Below are 15,440 nucleotides of genomic sequence, written 5' to 3' on the forward strand. Positions count from 1 at the left end.
CGCGCCGAGGGCGGGGGGGCGTGTTGCCCCCGCCCCAGCGTTACAAGATAAGGTCGGAGGCGGTGAAGCGCGCGTTGCCCGCGAAGGCGATGTCGAGATCGGGCAACGCATCGCCGTCGACATCGGCCACAAGATGCATCGAGCGTTTATCGCCTTCGGTCCAGATGCCGTAGCTTGTGGCGGTCTTGCCGAAGGTGAGGCTGTGGTCGGAGATGTCCATCAGGTCGATCTTGTCCTGACCGCCGCGGAAATCGGTGATCGTGTCGCCTGCACCGCGGGGGGAATCCGTGGCGCTGCGGAACAGGAAGGTGTCTGCGCCCTGCCCTCCGGTCAGGCGGTCGCGGCCAAGCCCGCCGTCGAGCACATCGTTGCCTTTGTCGCCCGAAAGCGCATCGTCGCCTGTGCTGCCGAGAAGGATGTTGGCCATACGGTCGCCGGTGATGGTGTCGTTGCCCGCGCCGCCGATCACGTTCTCGACGTTCTTGACGGTGTCATTGCCCATCGCGGCGTCGCGGCCGCTCTTGCCCAGTGTCAAGGCCACGCCTACGGCGCTGGCAACGGCAAGCCAGTCGATGCCCGCTCCGCCATCGATCAGGTCGTTGCCCGCGTCGAGAAAGAAGGTATCGGCCCCGTCGCCGCCGAACAGATGGTCGTTGCCCGCACCGCCGAGCAGCGCATCGTCGCCCGCGTTGCCGTTGAGGGTGTCATTGCCGCCGCGACCGTCCATCACGTCGTTGCCGATGGTGCCCGCAAGCAGGTTGGCCAGTTCGTTGCCGACAAGGCCCGTCGGGGGCGGTTCGCCGCCTTGGGTCACCATGCCCATCGCGGTGACTTTGGCCACCATCGGCGAGCCGGGATAGACCCAAGGCCCGGCCCAGTATTCCTGCCCGCCCGGCGAGACGGGCCAAAGGTCGACATAGGCGCGCAGGTCGGTCACGCGCCATGCATCGCCGATCATGTCGGCGGCGGTATAGGTGGCAAGTTCGCGCCCGTCGATGGTGAAGGTGGCCGAGGTGCCGGTGACTTCGATGGTATAGCTGTGCTGGCCAAGCGCGGCGTCGAAGCCGAGGTCGATGGTTTGCGGGCCACCCTCGAGCGTGACGATCTGGCCCGATACGTTCTGCATATGGACGTTCAGTTCGATCTGGGTGGTGTCGTCGCCGACGAATTCGAAATCATATTCGGCGCGGGGCGATTGCGGATCGGCCTGAAACAGGAACATGCCAAGCACCGAACCCGACGCCATGTCGGGGGCTTGCAGCGTCCATTCCCATGTGCCGGTCATGGCGGTTGCGGTGGTTGCCACCTCGCCGCTGACGAAGGGGCGGTCGGTTCCGGCGGGGGAGGGTTCGAGCACGAGGTCGAAGCTGCCGTCGGGGTGCCAGATCACGTTGTCGGGCGACCAGCGCAGGCGGGATGTCTGGGTCGCGGGGTAGTCGGACACCATGTAGCCTTCGGTCGGGGCAGAGGCGGTGAAGATGGAGGCGAGCGAAGTCGGCGTGGGGCCGAGCGAAGGGCTGAAGGCTTTCTTGCCTGATGAAAAATCCAGTGCCATGGGCTGCTCCATATGAAACGTCGCTCTCGCAACGGTCGGGCGCGCCGGCGGGTTGCCTGTTCTGGTTTGGGGTGGGCGACAATAAGCGTCCGTAAATGTGACGGAACCCGAGGAAAGGCAGCGGGGTTCGGCGCAGTGGGTCTGCGAAGCAGGATGAGGGGGGGCATGGCACCGAATAGCTATTGGAAAGGCTACCTCAAGCTGTCGCTGGTGACCTGTCCGATCCAGATGGTGCCCGCGACGAGCGAGACCGAGCGGGTGCGGTTCCGCACCTTGAACAGGGCAACGGGGCATCCGGTGGTCAGCCGCGCGGTCGATGCGGTGACGGGCGACGTGGTCGCGCCGGAAGCGACGGTCAAGGGCTATCCGCGCGGCGAGGACGCCTATGTGATGCTGGAAGACGCGGATTTGGAGGCGGTGGCGCTGGAAAGCACCCGGACCATCGACATCGAGACCTTCGTCGATGCAGGTGATGTGGGGTGGATCTGGTATGATCGGCCCTATTACCTGCTGCCGTCCGACCCGGTCGGGGAAGAGGCATTCGCGGTGATCCGCGCGGCAATGGCGGCGACGGGACAGGCGGGGATTTCGCGGCTGGTGATGGGCGGGCGCGAGCGGGCGGTGCTGCTTTTGCCGCGTCTGGACGGGATCGTGATGTGGACGCTGCGCTATGGCGACGAGCTGCGCGACGATGCTGCGTTCCGCGATGCAGCGCAGGATGCGGCACCCGAGCAGGGATTGCTCGACATGGTGTGCAAGCTGATCGACGCGCGCACGGCGAAGTGGTCGGCGGATATGGTGAAAGATCCTGTGCAGGACAATCTGCTGGCGCTGATCGAGGGCAAGCGGAAGGCACCTAAGAAGCGCGCGCAGAAGCCCAAGGCAGAGCCGGAGGGCGGCAATGTGATCAGCATCATGGATGCTCTCAGACGCAGCCTATCGGCGGAGAAGAAGCGTTAGGGCACGATTTTTCTGCGAAAAATCTGGCGCCCGGATTTCGGGCGCAGCGTGCTTGGTCAAAGGGTGCGGGGGGCCAGCCCCCATCGGCCCTTGGCCGATTCCCCCGGGATATTTGAGCCAGCGTGAATGGGGAAAGTGCAGGTGTGTTCACCTTTGTGCAAATACTCGGATACGACGCGCGCCAAGGACGCGCCGCTGGCAGGTTCGCGCGATTTTTCGCAGAAAAATCGGGGGGGTCAGGGGCGCAGCGGGGTAGCATGGTGGCGGAAGTCTTGCCACGGGTCTGCGGTAAGGGTGGCGAGGCGGGCGGGCAGGGTCGTTGTGGTGAAAGTGTTTGCGGCGGAAATGTCGGGCAGTTCATCCCATGTCAGCGGTGCCGAGACCGGGGCACCTGCGCGCGCGCGGGTCGAGAAGGCGGCGACGGCGGTCGCGTTCCACTGGTTGCGGAGGTAGTCGATCAGGATGCGGTTCCGGCGTTTGGCCTTGGCGATGGTCGAGACGTAAAGGTCGGGGCTGTCGGCGGCCATGCTGTCGGCCATCGCCTTGGTGAAGGCCTTGACGGCTTTCCAGTCTGCCTTGGGCTTCAGGGGGGCTACGACGTGCAGGCCCTTGCCGCCCGAGGTCTTGACGAAGGCGGTCAGGCCTTTGGCTTGCAGGCGTTCACGCACTTCATGCGCTGCGGTGACGAGGGCGGGCCAGCCCACGCCCTCGCCGGGGTCGAGGTCCATGGTGATCTGGTCGGGGTGGTAGAGGTCGGCGGTGGCGGCGCCCCATGGGTGGATTTCCAGCACGCCTGCCTGTGCCAGTTCCATCAGCCCGTCGAGGTCGTTGATGCCGAGGAAGGGTTCGGCTTTGGGATCGGAGGGGTCGGGGATGTTGGCGATGTTCTTGCCCGCGCCGCGCCAGAGGTGTTTCTGGAAGAAGTGCTGGCCGTCGATGCCGGTGGGGCAGCGGACGAGGGCAAGCGGGCGGCCCACGACGAAGGGGGCGATGTTGGGCCAGACTTCGGCGTAGTAATCGGCGAGGCCCTCTTTCGTGACGCCGGCATCGGGCCAGTAGATGCGGTCGGGGTGGGTCAGACGGATGCGGCGGCGGGCGGGGGGGTCTTCCTTGGCGTCGGCCTTGGCGCTGCCGGTTTTGGGGATTTCGCGGGTGACGGCGCTGGCGGGTTTGTCTTCGCGCAAGCCGCGAAAGCTGGCGTGGCGGAGTTGGCCTGCGCCGGTCCATGCGCGGAATTCGACCTCGGCTACCAGTTCGGGCCTGGTGAAGCGGGCGGTTTTGTCGGGCGGGGGCGGGTTGGCGGTGAAGGGCGAGGTGTCCTGCCGGATCGCTTCGAGTTTACCGTAGAGGTCGCGCGCGACGGCATGGGTGAAGCCGGTGCCGACGCGGCCCACGTTGCGGAAATCATGCCCGTCGAAGACGCCGAGGAGCAGCGCGCCTATGGCGCGGGGGTCGGTCGAGGACGGGGTGAAGCCGCCGATGACGAATTCCTGCCGCGCCGAGCATTTGGATTTGATCCACGCCTTGGTGCGGCCCGAGCGGTAGGGTTCGTCGCATTTCTTGGACAGGATACCTTCGAGCGACAGGCGGCAGGCGTGGGTCAGCACCATTGCGCCCGCATCGTTGAACGGGTGCGAGAGGCGGAGGGGGTCTGTTTCGGCGACCGTGGCCTTGAGGAGTTCGAAGCGGCGGTATTGCGGCAGTCTGGTGGTGTCGTGGCCGTCGAGGTGCATCAGGTCGAAGAGGTAGAGGAGGAAGCGGTCGCTGCGTTCTGCCGAGAGGTCGGCTTGCAGGGCGGAAAAGTCGGAGGCGCCGGTGGCGGCTTCGACCACCACTTCGCCGTCGAAGATCGCGGTATTGACCGGCAGGGATTGCAGGGCGTTCGTTATGGCGGGGCCGAAGCGGGCGGTCCAGTCGTGGCCCGAGCGGGTGAGGAGTTGGACGGTTCCGTTGTCGATGCGGGCTTGCAGGCGGTAGCCGTCGAATTTGATTTCATGCGTCCAGTTCGGGCCTTTGGGCGGGGTGGTTTGCAGGGTGGCCAGCGCGGGGGGAAGGAAAACGGGGAGTTTGGCCTTGGGGGCGTCGGTGAGGTCGGCTGGCTGCGGGGCGGGTTTCGTGTCCTTTGGTTTCGCGGCCTTCGGTTTTGCGGCTTTGCGTTTGCGGGCGGGTTTGCCTGCGGCGACGTCTTGGATGCTGCGGCTGGTTTGCACGCTTTCGGGGCGGTCGGTCAGGATGTCGCGGTCGGGCGTGGCGTGGGTGTCGTCGCCCTTGATCAGAAGCCAGTTGGTGCGCTTTTCCTTTGGTTTGCCCTTGATGCGGACGAGGTGCCAGCGGCCATGGAGTTTTTCACCTGCGAGGTCGAATTCGAGATGGCCTTTGGTGAAGCCCTTGGCCGCGTCGAAGGCGGGGGACCATGTGCCGCGATCCCAGACGATGACGGTGCCGCCGCCGTATTCGCCCTGCGGAATGGTGCCTTCGAAGCTGTTGTAGTCGAGCGGGTGATCCTCGACCTCCACCGCGAGGCGCTTGTCTTGGGGGTTCAGGCTGGGGCCACGGGTGACGGCCCAGCTTTTCATCACGCCCTGCCATTCGAGGCGGAGGTCGTAATGCAGGCGGGTGGCATCGTGTTTCTGGATGACGAAGGCGTTGCCCGACTGCGGGGCCGCCTGCCCTGCCGGTTCGGGAGTTTTGGTAAAATCCCGCTTGGCGTTGTAGGTTTCGAGCGCCATGGGTCAGCCTGCCTTGCGTTTGGGCTTTGGGGCGGGTTTTTGGTCGGGCTTGGCATCGTCGGGTTTGCCCGCGCTTTGGCGCAGGGCGGCGAGGAGGTCGGATTGCCTTGACACCTTGGGTGCGGGCTTGGGTTTGATCCTGCGGCCTTCGATCTTGGCTTTGACCAGTTCGGCGAGGGCGGCATCGTAGCGGTCGTCGAAGGTGGCGGGGTCGAAGCTGCCTTTCTTGGTGTCGATGATGTGGCGGGCGAGGTCGAGCATTTCGCCCTTTATCTTGACCTTGGGCGCGTCCGACAGGGCCTCGGATGCGGGGCGGACTTCGTAATCGAAGTTGAGGGTGGTGCCGGTAAGGCCCGCGCCGTTCGGGCGGATCAGCATGGTGCGGAAGCGGCGGAAAAGGACGGTTTGCGCCAGCGCCACGACATTGCGGGCGCGCAGGCCTGCGACCAGCAGTGCGAAGGGTTCGGCGGCGTCTTTGGACGAGGGCGCGAGGTAATAGGGTTTGTCGAAATATACATCATCCACGGACGCGCAGGGGATGAAATGCTCGATGGTCAGGGTTTTGTCGCTGTCGGGGATGGCGGCGGCGATTTCTTCGGGGTCGAGGATGATGAAATCGTCGGGGGCAACCTCGTAGCCCTTTACCTGCGCGTCGCGGTCCACCACGGCGCCGGTTTCGGCATCGACGAACTGGCGGTTGATGCGGTGGCCTGTGGCGCGGTTCAGGGTGTGAAAGGTCACGCGGTCCGAGGTGGAGGCGGCGGCGTAGAGGGCGACCGGAACCGTCACCTTTGCCAGTTTGAGCCAGCCTTTCCAGAGCGCGCGGGTCATTCGACGGGCCTGCCGCCGGAGCGGTGCTTGTCGTGCGGGTCGCCGTGGGGGTGGTCCCAGTCGGCGGGGGTGGGAAGCCGTTCGAAGGTGTGGGCGGGCGGGGGCGAGGGGAGCGACCATTCCAGCGTGTCGGCGTTGGCAGTCCACGGGTTCGCCACGGTCAGGCGGCGGCCGAAGAACAGCGTGTAGAAGACGATGCCGATGAAGAAGAGGAAGGAGGCGAAGGAAATGAACGCGCCGAGGGTGGAGACGGAGTTCCACAGGGCGAAGGCCTCGGGGTAGTCGATGTAACGGCGGGGCATGCCCTGGCGGCCAAGGAAATGCTGGGGGAAGAAGGTGAGCATGACGCCGGTGAAGAAGGTGACGAAATGCACGCGCCCCGCCCATTCGGGGTATTGGCGGCCCGACATCTTGCCGATCCAGTAGTAGATGCCTGCAAAGAGCGAGAAGACCGCGCCTATGGACATGACGTAGTGGAAATGCGCCACGACATAATAGGTGTCGTGGTAGAAGCGGTCGATGCTGGCTTGGGACAGCACGACCCCCGTCACGCCGCCGAGGGTGAACAGGAAGATGAAGCCGATGGCAAACAGCATCGGCGTGGCGAAGAGGATGGACCCGCCCCACATGGTGGCGATCCAACTGAACACCTTGATGCCTGTGGGGACGGCGATGACCATGGTGGCGAGCATGAAGTAGCTTTGCTGGGTCAGCGACATTCCGGCGGTATACATGTGGTGCGCCCAGACGACGAAGCCCAACACCCCGATGCCGATGAGCGCATAGACCATGGGCAGGTAGCCGAAGATCGGCTTCTGGCTGAAGGTGGAAATCACATGGCTGATGATGCCGAAGCCGGGCAGGATGATGATGTAAACCTCGGGGTGGCCGAAGAACCACAAGAGGTGCTGGTAAAGGACCGGATCGCCGCCGCCCGAGGCGTCGAAGAAGGTGGTGCCGAAGTTGCGGTCGGTCAGCAGCATGGTGATCGCGCCCGCAAGCACCGGCAGGGCGAGGACGATCATCCATGCGGTGACGAAGACCGACCATGCAAAGAGCGGCACCTTGTGCAGGGTCATGCCCGGCGCGCGCATGTTCAGGAAGGTGGTGATGATGTTGATCGACCCGAGGATGGAAGACGCGCCCGAGACGTGGACGGCGAAGATCGCGAGGTCGGTGGAATAGCCCGGTTCCTGCGTCGAAAGCGGCGGGTAAAGCACCCAGCCGATGCCCGACCCCGCGCTGTCATTGCCGCCGGGCGCGAAGATCGAGGCCACGCCGAGGGATACGCCCGCCACGAAGAGCCAGTAGGACAGGTTGTTCAGGCGCGGAAAGGCCATGTCGGGCGCGCCGATGTGCAGCGGCATGAAGTAGTTGCCGAAGCCGCCGAACAGCGCAGGGATCATCACGAAGAACATCATCAACACGCCGTGGTAGGTGATGAAGGTGTTGTAGCGGTGGCCATCGGGGGTGCATTCCGCGGATGAGGGCCAGAGGCGCATGCCCTCTTCGCACATGAACTGCACGCCGGGGTTCATCAGTTCCATCCGCATGTAGACCGACATCAGGACCGCGATCAGCCCGACGATGCCTGCGGTGAAGAGGTAAAGGATGCCGATGTCCTTGTGGTTCGTCGACATGAACCAGCGCTGGAGGAAGCCGGGGTGGTCGTGGTTATGGGTTGCGTCAACCATGCGGAAAGCCCTCGCTTTGCGGCTGAACACGGGTCGGGGGCGGGGCGTTCCGCGCGGAGGGGTGAAAAATCGCGCGCGGGATTGCTGCGGATGGGGCTTCAGCTTTGCCCTGTCAGGGTGGCTGCGGCCTCGGCCATGATCAGCAGGCCCGTTGCGCCGATGATGCCTGCTGCGATGCGGTTGGTCAGCCGCAGTGCGCCGGGGCTTTGCATCAGCCCGCGGGCGCGCGAGGCGAGCAGGGCGTAGGGGGTCAGGATCGCTGTCAGCACGCAGATGGTTATGGCCACCAGAAGCGCCCATTGCGCGAGGTCGATCTTGTCGAGGTCAAGCACGGTGGGCAGGAGGGCGAGGTAGAAGATGATCGTCTTGGGGTTGCCCAGCGTCAGCGAAAACCCCGCAAGGACCGTGCCGAGGCCGCTTTGGCCCCGTGACGCGGCGATGCGCGACGGGTCGGTCGGGCCGGTCCAGAGCTTGACGGACAGATAGATCAGGTAGGCCCCGCCGGTGATCTTGACGAGCAGGATCACGCCCGCAAAAGTTTGCGCGATGGCGGCGAAGCCCGCGATGGCGACGGTCAGGTAGACCACATCGCCCAGAACGATGCCGGCCATCAGGCAGAGGGCGGATTGCAGGCCGCGACCCATTGACTGCCCGACGAGGGCCGCGACGCCGGGGCCGGGAATGGCGACCGCCAGACCAAGCGCTGCGGCATAGGCGAACAGCGATGCCATCGAAAAAGCCTTTCCCCCGATCGGCGCGTTATCGGGCCGATCGGGGGAAAAGAGAAGCACCAAGACCAGCCCGAAGGCGTGACGACCGACAGGGGTTGCCGCAGATGGAATGCACGGGTGCAACCCGAAGGCGTGCGGCGGGGCGTGCAAACGCCCCTATGGGCGGGTTTTGGCTGACATTGCCGCAACGTTTCTAGCCTTCGACGAAATAGGGGGTTCCTTGCGGGCCTGTCATGCTCCATTTGGGAAACGGGGCCCGACGCAGGCCCTGAATGAAAAGGCGACAGGATGACCCGACCCGAGTTTGTGGCCCCGCGTACCGAGGGGCAAGGTTTTGTGACATCGGTTGAAGGAGCGCAGACCAAACCGCGCGATGCGGTGGCTTGGGTCAGGGTGCTTGCGAAGTATCGCGAGCCGTCGACCCGCCGCAGCGTGCTGGAACTGGCGGCGACGCTGGTGCCCTTTGTCACGCTCTGGGTGCTGGCATGGGTGTCCCTGTCGGTGAGTGTCTGGCTGTCGCTGGCCATCGCGGTGGCAAACGGGTTCTTTCTGGTGCGACTGTTCTGCATCCAGCATGACTGCGGGCATGCGTCGTTCTTTCATGACCGTCGGGTGCAGGACTGGGTCGGGCGCTGCATGGGGGTGTTGACGCTGACGCCCTATGACGTGTGGCGGCGGACGCATTCGCTGCATCACGCGCAGCATGGCAATCTGGACATGCGCGGCATCGGTGACATCACCACGCTGACGGTCGAGGAATACCGCGCGCGCGGGCGCTTGGGGCGGTTGGCTTACCGGCTGTATCGCAATCCGGTGGTGCTGTTCGTCCTGGGGCCGGCCTATCTGTTCTTCGTGCAGAACCGTCTGCCGGTGGGGCTGATGACGGCGGGGGTGCGCTATTGGGTTTCCGCCATGGGCACCAATGCGGTGATCGGGATCGCTCTGGGGCTGATGGTCTGGGCGGGCGGGTTCATGCCGCTTTTGCTGATCTATATCCCCACGTCGGTCGTGGCAGGCACTTTGGGCGTGTGGCTGTTCTATGTGCAGCACCAGTTCGAGGAAACCCATTGGGCCAAGGGCGAGGATTGGCAGTTGCATGATGCGGCCCTTGCCGGATCGTCGCATTACGTGCTGCCGCAGCCGTTGCAGTGGTTGTCGGCCAATATCGGCATCCACCATGTGCATCACCTTTACAGCCGCGTGCCGTTCTACCGGCTGCCGGAAATCTTGCGCGACCATAAGGAGCTGGACGAAGCACAGCGCCTGACGCCGTGGGAAAGCCTGAAGTCGGTGGGGCTGCACCTGTGGGACGAGAAGCGGGAAAAGCTGATGTCGTTCCGCGAGGCGAAGCGGCTTTACGGCGCAGCTTGAGGGTTTCGTTGCCCGCGCTAGATGGGACGCATGGGCGACGATATCCGCGTTTTATACAATGATACCTGTCCGGTTTGCCGGTTCGAGATCGACAGCTATCGCAGGCTGGCCGAGAGCCACGGGATTGCTATGGGCTTCGATCCGGTGGCGAAGGCTGCCGACTGGGGGCTGACGCAGGACGCGGCGGCGCAGCGGTTGCACGTGGTGCTGGACGGCGAGTTGTTGTCGGGGATGGCGGCGTTCCGCGCGATATGGGCGCGGTTGCCACGCTGGCGCTGGGCGGCGATGGTGACAGGCTGGCCGGTGGTGCGGCCCGTGATGGATTTCGTTTATGACCGGATCGCAGCGCCCGTGCTTTACCGCGCGCATCTGCGGCGGCAGGGGCGGCAGGGCGAAATCTGACGCAGATTTCGCGGCGGAATTTGACGCAAATTCCGGATCGTGTGGTGCGGCCCGTGATGGATTTCGTTTATGATCGGATCGCAGCGCCCGTACTTTACCGCGCGCATCTGCGGCGGCAGGGGCGGCAGGGCGAAATCTGACGCAGATTTCGCGGCGGAATTTGACGCAAATTCCGGATCGTGACGGGTGGGTGCGGAATTTGCGCCAAATTCCGGCGCGGAAAATGCGTCATTTTCCGCTGTCAGAAGGTTAGCACCATATCGCGGTGGGGAATGCCCGCGTCGTCGTATTGCGGGCCGGTGGTGACGAAACCGAGGCGCTCGTAAAAGCCGATGGCATGGGTTTGCGAGCCGAGCTTGGCGCGGGTGATGCCGGGCATGGTGCGGAAGATTTCGACCGCTTGCCGGATCAGCGCCGCGCCGAGGCCGGTGCCCCGCGCGTCACGCAAGACGCAGACGCGGCCGATCTTGCCGGTTTCTCCCATCGCGATCAGGCGGGCCGATCCGGTGGGGACGCCGTCTACAGTTGCCAGAAGGTGGATCGCCTGACCGTCGAGGTCGTCGAGTTCGTCGGCTTCGGGAACGCCCTGTTCGTGGATGAACACGATGCGGCGCAGGCGGCGGCAGGTTTCGATGTCGGTCGTGGGCTTGATGAGGATTTCAGGCAAAGTAATCTTTCAGGATGCGGCTGTAGATGGATTTCAACTGGTGGATCTGGGTCATGCTGACGCGTTCGTCGACCTGATGCATGGTGCGGCCCACAAGGCCGAATTCCACCACCGGGCAGTGGTTCTTGACAAAGCGGGCGTCCGAGGTGCCGCCGGTGGTGGAGAGTTCCGGCGTGACGCCGGTTTCGGCCTGCACTGCGCGGGCGATCAGGGCGGACAATTCGCCCGGAGGGGTGACGAAGCTTTCGCCGGAGATCTGGATGCGGGTGGCGATGGTCACGCCGGTTTCGGCTTCGACCTTGGCAGCCTCGGCACGCAGCCAGTCGGCGAGGGCGGCGCCCGTGTGGCTGTCGTTGAAGCGGATGTTGACGGTGGCGCTGCCTTTGGCGGGGATCACGTTGTTGGCGGGGTTGCCACAGTCGATGGTGGTGATCTGCAGGGTCGAGGCGTCGAAATGCGCGGTGCCTGCATCCAGCGTATCGGGCAGGCGCGACAACAGTGTGGTCAGCGCCCGCATCGGGTTCTTGGCGCGGTGCGGATAGGCGGAATGGCCCTGCACGCCCTGGGCGGTGAACCATGCGGTCATCGACCCGCGGCGGCCGATCTTCATCATCTGGCCCATCGTATCGGGGCAGGTCGGTTCGCCCACGAGGCAATGCGTCATCCGCTCGCCCTGCCCTGCCATCCAGTCCAAGAGCGCCACGGTGCCATCGGTGGCATCGCCTTCTTCGTCGCCGGTGATGGCGAGGATGACGGCGCCGTCGGGGGGCGTTTCGCGCACGAAGTCGATGGCGGCGGCAGCAAAGGCGGCTACGCCCGATTTCATGTCGGTGGCGCCGCGTCCGTAAAGCCAGTCGCCTTCGGTTTCGGCGCCGAAGGGGTCGTGCGTCCATGCCGCAAGGTCGCCCACGGGGACGACGTCGGTATGTCCGTTGAAGCCGAAGCTGCGGTTCGCGCCGCGTGCGCCCCAGCGGGCGAAAAGGTTGGGGGTGCCGTTGCGGTCGACCCGCGTGCAGGCAAAGCCCGCTTGCGACAGCAGGTCTTCGAGCAGGACCAGCGCGCCGCCTTCGGCAGGGGTGACAGAGGCACAGCGGATCAGTGCGGCGGTCAGGGCTGCGGGATCGGTGGGGGCTGCGGGATCGGTGGGGGGCATCGGAACCTCGGGCTGCGCGGTGCGGCAGGGATAGCGGCTTGGCGGGGCGGGGGCAAGTTGGGCGGCAAGGCCGCGCGACTGTTGCCGTTGAGTCACCCGCCCCGTGCCGCGCGACCCATCCTTTCGGATGTTGGTGACAGCGCGGATGCGCTTCGCTACGGTGGGGGCAATAACAATGTCCCGAGGCAGGACGGTTGGGCCAATGTGCCCGTCAGAGCAGACCCGACAGGACCGGATGCGCGTAGCGCGTTCGCGGGGCGGCCATGGCATATCCGTTTTGCACCCGGGAAGATGGGGTGTGGTGATGGTGCAGATCGGGTCGGGGACGGACTGGATAGCGCTTTCGGACAGGGCAGGACAGACGGGCGGGGCCGATGTGGCGGACGGGCTGTTCGTGGCCGAGTTGCGGCTGCCGATCGACGGGCCGCAGGTGCTGCTTGACCAGCGCAGTGCGGACGGGGCCGAGGTGTTTTCCATCCTGCATGACGCGGCCGCCGGGCTTTCGGTGCTGCATCGCCGCGACGGTCGCCTGACGCGGCACGAACTGCCCGGGCCGTTGCCGGTCGACCGTGCGACGGCGCGGCTGGAATTCGGCTGGAATACGGGGCGGGACCTGTGGCGGCTGGAATTCGGGCTGCTGACCGACGGTCACGGCACGGGGCTGCGGATCGAGGCGCAGGGGCGCGGGGTGCAGGGCTTGGGTGCCGGGATGCTGTCCGACCTATGCGCGGGGCGCGGGCAGCGGCATGACGCGGTGCTTTGGTTTGGCGTGACCGGCGGCGCAATGCCTGCGCGGCGGGCTTGGGTCGGGCCGAGAAGCAAGCTTCGCACGGTGCGCGGGCCGGTCGCCGCCGAAGACTTGCGGGTGGGCGAGGTGGTGGTGACGCGCAACGGGTTGGTGCCGATCCTTGGTCTCGCGCGGCATGCGGTTCCGGCGCGGGGCAGTTTCCAGCCGGTCCTGTTGCGCGCGCCGTGGTTTGGGGCTTCGGATATCCTCGTGTCAGGCGAGCAACTGGTGCGGCTGGGCGGGCCGGAGGCGGAATACCTGTTCGGCGAAGAGGAAGTGCTGGTTCCCGCGCACCTGCTGGTCGACGGGCAATCAGCGCTGGCCGAGGTGCGGCGGGCGGTGGTGAAAGGCATCACGGTCGATCTGGGCGGGGCCGAGTTGATCGAGGTGCAGGGCTGCACGCTGTGCACCGAGCCGCCCCCCGGTCTGGAGTTGCCGTTGCGGCTGCTGGACCGCTACGAGGCGGTGCCCTTGTTGGCGCAACTGGGCAGGTTGCCGCAGCGGGCGGTGGGTTAGTCGAAAAACGGGGTCATCTGGGCGACGACGACCGAGTTTTCGTCGAGCGCGCGTTGCATCAGGGCGCGTTCCTCGGGGTCGATCTCGTCGCCTGCGGCCACGCGGTCGTCGAGCGTGCCGTAGCCCGACACATCAAGCGGCGCGAGGTCGGCCTGTTTCAGGATGGCCACGGTTTCGCGCACGGCCTCGTCCTCGTCCACGCCGGAAGCATAGATCATCAGGGCAGCACCTGTCGCCTTGGCGGGCAATCCGTCACCGGGTTTGCGGCCGACCTCGACCACCAGGGTATAGACCTGCTGCGGGCGCTTTTCCTTTTTGGGCTTTTCCGTCTCGTCGGTCATGGGGTGGTCCTGCGTGTTTTGTGGCCCTGTTAGCACTGGCGCGGGGAAAGCGCAAAGCGTCGGGCCTCTGCAACTGGGGTTGCAGACGGGGATTTCGGGGCAGTCTGTAACCTTTGGTCAATTTGCGGCGGTGCAGCAAAGGGGCAAGTGGGGGGCACCGGAAGCGGGGCGCTTGTGCCCTGACCGGATGCTGATGGAGAGACCCGAATGAAACGCACCCTGACCGCCGTGGCGCTTGCCTTTGCCTGCCTGTCGGCCCCTGCCTTTGCCGATGGCGATGCGGTGGACGCTGCGGTGAAGGACAAGCTGACCGCGCAACTGGTTGCCGAAGGCTATGACGTCCGCAAGGTCGAGACCGAGGACGGGCTGATCGAAGCCTATGTCGTCAAGGACGGCGCGACGCTGCAACTGTGGTTCGACGCCGACCTCAAGCCGGTCGAGCATGGCGCCGAAGCGGATTGATCCGCGTCTTGGCGGGCTGCGCCGGTCGTAGCCCGCCGATGGTCTGATGCGAAGGGCCGCGCGGGACGTGGCCGGAAGTTAGGGTTTTGCGAAATGCGGAAAATCAAAGTCTGGGATCCTGTGGTCCGCCTGTTTCACTGGTCGCTGGTCGTGGCTTTTGCCGCGAACGCCTTTTACACCAAGCCCGGGCGCGATGTGCACCAATGGGTGGGCTATGCCGTTGCGGGGCTGATCGCGCTGCGGCTGATCTGGGGGTTGGTCGGCACGCGCCATGCGCGGTTCGCCGATTTCCTGCCTTCGCCCCGCGCGGTGCTGGGGCAGTTGCGCGATATGGCGACGGGGCGGCGGCATGTGCATGTCGGCCATTCGCCGCTGGGGTCGCTGATGATCTATAACCTGTTGCTGACCATGGCCGCCCTTGCCGGGTCGGGCTATGCGATGACCACCGTCGCCTTCTTCGGCGTCGAATGGGTCGAGGAGGTGCATGTGGCGCTGGTGACTTGGGCCGAGATCAGCATCGTGGTGCATGTGCTGGCGGTTGTGGTGGAAAGCCGCAGGCTGGGGATCAACCTTCCGAAGGCGATGGTTACGGGCTACAAGACCTTGCCGTGAACCGGAAGGACTGGCCCGATGACTGCGCCGATGGATGGCCTGAAATCTGTCCCCGAAAGTGAGACCGAGACTGTTGCGGGGGCCACGAGACGTGACATGACGCTGCGGTCCCTGCCCCATCGCGGGGACCGGCCCTATGCGCTGGTCGCGCTGATCGTGTTCCAGTGCTTTTGCACGGCGTTCTTCGTCTATGACGTGACCCGCGATCTGGACGAAGGCTTGACGAGCCTGCTGTACATGCTGCCCGAAGTGGCTGCCACGGTGGGGCTGGTGGCGGGGCTGGTCTTCGAGGTGCGGTCGCTCGTGGGGCTGTTGCAACGGCAGGCGCGGATGGAGCAGAGCCTTGGCGTGGCGTCGGGCGCATTGGCCGAGGTGATGGAGGGGCATTTCCGGGCATGGGGGCTGACGCCTTCGGAACAGGACGTGGCGACGTTCACCATCAAGGGCTGTTCGATTGCCGAGATCGCCGCGCTGCGCGGATCGGCAGAAGGCACGGTAAAGACGCATCTGAACGCGATCTACCGCAAGGCGGGGGTGCAGGGGCGCGGGCAGTTGGTGAGCGTGCTGATCGAGGATCTGATGGGCGGGCCGTTGGTGGCTTCGCCAGACAGGTCGTGAGATAACAACGG

15 protein-coding genes are annotated in these 15,440 nt (G+C 65.3%); 7 read left to right on the plus strand and 8 right to left on the minus strand.

From position 1 onward, the window contains the following. Positions 1–40: 40 nt before the first annotated feature. Positions 41–1,555 carry a M10 family metallopeptidase C-terminal domain-containing protein gene (locus tag HYN69_RS13955; protein WP_159082484.1) on the minus strand — a complete coding sequence of 505 codons (1,515 nt, stop codon included), beginning with the start codon at positions 1,553–1,555 and terminating at the stop codon, positions 41–43. A 165-nt stretch (positions 1,556–1,720) separates the two neighbouring features. Here HYN69_RS13955 and ku (HYN69_RS13960) point away from each other — a divergent pair, with 165 nt between their 5' ends. Beyond that, positions 1,721–2,515, plus strand: coding sequence for a non-homologous end joining protein Ku (ku, locus tag HYN69_RS13960; protein WP_108436273.1), 795 nt, complete (start codon positions 1,721–1,723; stop codon positions 2,513–2,515). Between the two features lie 236 nt (positions 2,516–2,751). On the opposite strand, the gene ligD is transcribed toward ku (HYN69_RS13960), so the two are convergent. From ligD to HYN69_RS13980, 4 genes are all read right to left on the minus strand, one after another. Further along, complete coding sequence (ligD, locus tag HYN69_RS13965; protein WP_108436274.1) at positions 2,752–5,244, minus strand: DNA ligase D; 2,493 nt, start codon at positions 5,242–5,244, stop codon at positions 2,752–2,754. Between the two features lie 3 nt (positions 5,245–5,247). After that, entirely contained in the window at positions 5,248–6,075 is an 828-nt protein-coding gene (gene ku / locus HYN69_RS13970) for a non-homologous end joining protein Ku (protein WP_108436275.1), read from the minus strand. Next, entirely contained in the window at positions 6,072–7,769 is a 1,698-nt protein-coding gene (gene ctaD / locus HYN69_RS13975; RefSeq protein ID WP_108436276.1) for a cytochrome c oxidase subunit I, read from the minus strand. Before ctaD ends, ku (HYN69_RS13970) begins: the two co-directional genes overlap by 4 nt. Positions 7,770–7,867: 98 nt before the next feature. After that, positions 7,868–8,500: a LysE family translocator gene (locus HYN69_RS13980; RefSeq protein ID WP_108436277.1), complete on the minus strand. Its 633-nt coding sequence runs from the start codon at positions 8,498–8,500 to the stop codon at positions 7,868–7,870. Between the two features lie 288 nt (positions 8,501–8,788). Here HYN69_RS13980 and HYN69_RS13985 point away from each other — a divergent pair, with 288 nt between their 5' ends. Both HYN69_RS13985 and HYN69_RS13990 read left to right on the plus strand, forming a co-directional pair. Further along, positions 8,789–9,871, plus strand: a complete 1,083-nt coding sequence (locus tag HYN69_RS13985) for a fatty acid desaturase (protein ID WP_108436278.1) — start codon at positions 8,789–8,791, stop codon at positions 9,869–9,871. Positions 9,872–9,901: 30 nt separating this feature from the next. Further along, positions 9,902–10,273: a thiol-disulfide oxidoreductase DCC family protein gene (locus HYN69_RS13990; RefSeq protein WP_159082485.1), complete on the plus strand. Its 372-nt coding sequence runs from the start codon at positions 9,902–9,904 to the stop codon at positions 10,271–10,273. A 241-nt stretch (positions 10,274–10,514) separates the two neighbouring features. Here HYN69_RS13990 and HYN69_RS13995 read toward each other — a convergent pair whose 3' ends face one another. Next, positions 10,515–10,931: a GNAT family N-acetyltransferase gene (locus HYN69_RS13995; protein WP_108437224.1), complete on the minus strand. Its 417-nt coding sequence runs from the start codon at positions 10,929–10,931 to the stop codon at positions 10,515–10,517. Position 10,932: 1 nt separating this feature from the next. Further along, a complete protein-coding gene (gene dapE, locus HYN69_RS14000) occupies positions 10,933–12,093 on the minus strand; it encodes a succinyl-diaminopimelate desuccinylase (protein WP_108437225.1) in 1,161 nt (386 codons plus the stop codon). Positions 12,094–12,397: 304 nt separating this feature from the next. On the opposite strand from dapE, the gene HYN69_RS14005 reads away from it, so the two are divergent. Then, positions 12,398–13,396, plus strand: a complete 999-nt coding sequence (locus HYN69_RS14005; protein WP_159082486.1) for a Hint domain-containing protein — start codon at positions 12,398–12,400, stop codon at positions 13,394–13,396. Here the strand turns inward: HYN69_RS14005 and HYN69_RS14010 are convergent. Further along, a complete protein-coding gene (locus HYN69_RS14010) occupies positions 13,393–13,737 on the minus strand; it encodes a hypothetical protein (protein WP_108436281.1) in 345 nt (114 codons plus the stop codon). The genes HYN69_RS14005 and HYN69_RS14010 overlap by 4 nt on opposite strands. 207 nt (positions 13,738–13,944) lie before the next feature. Here HYN69_RS14010 and HYN69_RS14015 point away from each other — a divergent pair, with 207 nt between their 5' ends. The 3 genes from HYN69_RS14015 to HYN69_RS14025 all read left to right on the plus strand — a co-directional run bounded on the left by HYN69_RS14015 (position 13,945) and on the right by HYN69_RS14025 (position 15,429). After that, the gene (locus HYN69_RS14015) at positions 13,945–14,199 is read left to right on the plus strand and encodes a PepSY domain-containing protein (RefSeq protein WP_108436282.1); all 255 of its coding nucleotides are present in this window, start codon (positions 13,945–13,947) and stop codon (positions 14,197–14,199) included. A 93-nt stretch (positions 14,200–14,292) separates the two neighbouring features. After that, positions 14,293–14,811, plus strand: coding sequence for a cytochrome b/b6 domain-containing protein (locus tag HYN69_RS14020; protein ID WP_108436283.1), 519 nt, complete (start codon positions 14,293–14,295; stop codon positions 14,809–14,811). 18 nt (positions 14,812–14,829) lie between these two features. Next, positions 14,830–15,429: a helix-turn-helix transcriptional regulator gene (locus HYN69_RS14025; RefSeq protein WP_230426427.1), complete on the plus strand. Its 600-nt coding sequence runs from the start codon at positions 14,830–14,832 to the stop codon at positions 15,427–15,429. Positions 15,430–15,440: the final 11 nt, after the last annotated feature.

The organism is Gemmobacter aquarius, from assembly GCF_003060865.1.
GTDB lineage: Bacteria > Pseudomonadota > Alphaproteobacteria > Rhodobacterales > Rhodobacteraceae > Paragemmobacter > Paragemmobacter aquarius.

Bases quoted from the DNA above. Each gene is read 5' to 3' on its own strand.
- HYN69_RS13955 (WP_159082484.1), bottom strand. From the start codon at position 1,555: ATGGCACTGGATTTTTCATCAGGCAAGAAAGCCTTCAGCCCTTCGCTC.
- ku (WP_108436273.1), top strand. From the start codon at position 1,721: ATGGCACCGAATAGCTATTGGAAAGGCTACCTCAAGCTGTCGCTGGTG.
- ligD (WP_108436274.1), bottom strand. From the start codon at position 5,244: ATGGCGCTCGAAACCTACAACGCCAAGCGGGATTTTACCAAAACTCCC.
- ku (WP_108436275.1), bottom strand. From the start codon at position 6,075: ATGACCCGCGCGCTCTGGAAAGGCTGGCTCAAACTGGCAAAGGTGACG.
- ctaD (WP_108436276.1), bottom strand. From the start codon at position 7,769: ATGGTTGACGCAACCCATAACCACGACCACCCCGGCTTCCTCCAGCGC.
- HYN69_RS13980 (WP_108436277.1), bottom strand. From the start codon at position 8,500: ATGGCATCGCTGTTCGCCTATGCCGCAGCGCTTGGTCTGGCGGTCGCC.
- HYN69_RS13985 (WP_108436278.1), top strand. From the start codon at position 8,789: ATGACCCGACCCGAGTTTGTGGCCCCGCGTACCGAGGGGCAAGGTTTT.
- HYN69_RS13990 (WP_159082485.1), top strand. From the start codon at position 9,902: ATGGGCGACGATATCCGCGTTTTATACAATGATACCTGTCCGGTTTGC.
- dapE (WP_108437225.1), bottom strand. From the start codon at position 12,093: ATGCCCCCCACCGATCCCGCAGCCCCCACCGATCCCGCAGCCCTGACC.
- HYN69_RS14005 (WP_159082486.1), top strand. From the start codon at position 12,398: ATGGTGCAGATCGGGTCGGGGACGGACTGGATAGCGCTTTCGGACAGG.
- HYN69_RS14010 (WP_108436281.1), bottom strand. From the start codon at position 13,737: ATGACCGACGAGACGGAAAAGCCCAAAAAGGAAAAGCGCCCGCAGCAG.
- HYN69_RS14015 (WP_108436282.1), top strand. From the start codon at position 13,945: ATGAAACGCACCCTGACCGCCGTGGCGCTTGCCTTTGCCTGCCTGTCG.
- HYN69_RS14020 (WP_108436283.1), top strand. From the start codon at position 14,293: ATGCGGAAAATCAAAGTCTGGGATCCTGTGGTCCGCCTGTTTCACTGG.
- HYN69_RS14025 (WP_230426427.1), top strand. From the start codon at position 14,830: ATGACTGCGCCGATGGATGGCCTGAAATCTGTCCCCGAAAGTGAGACC.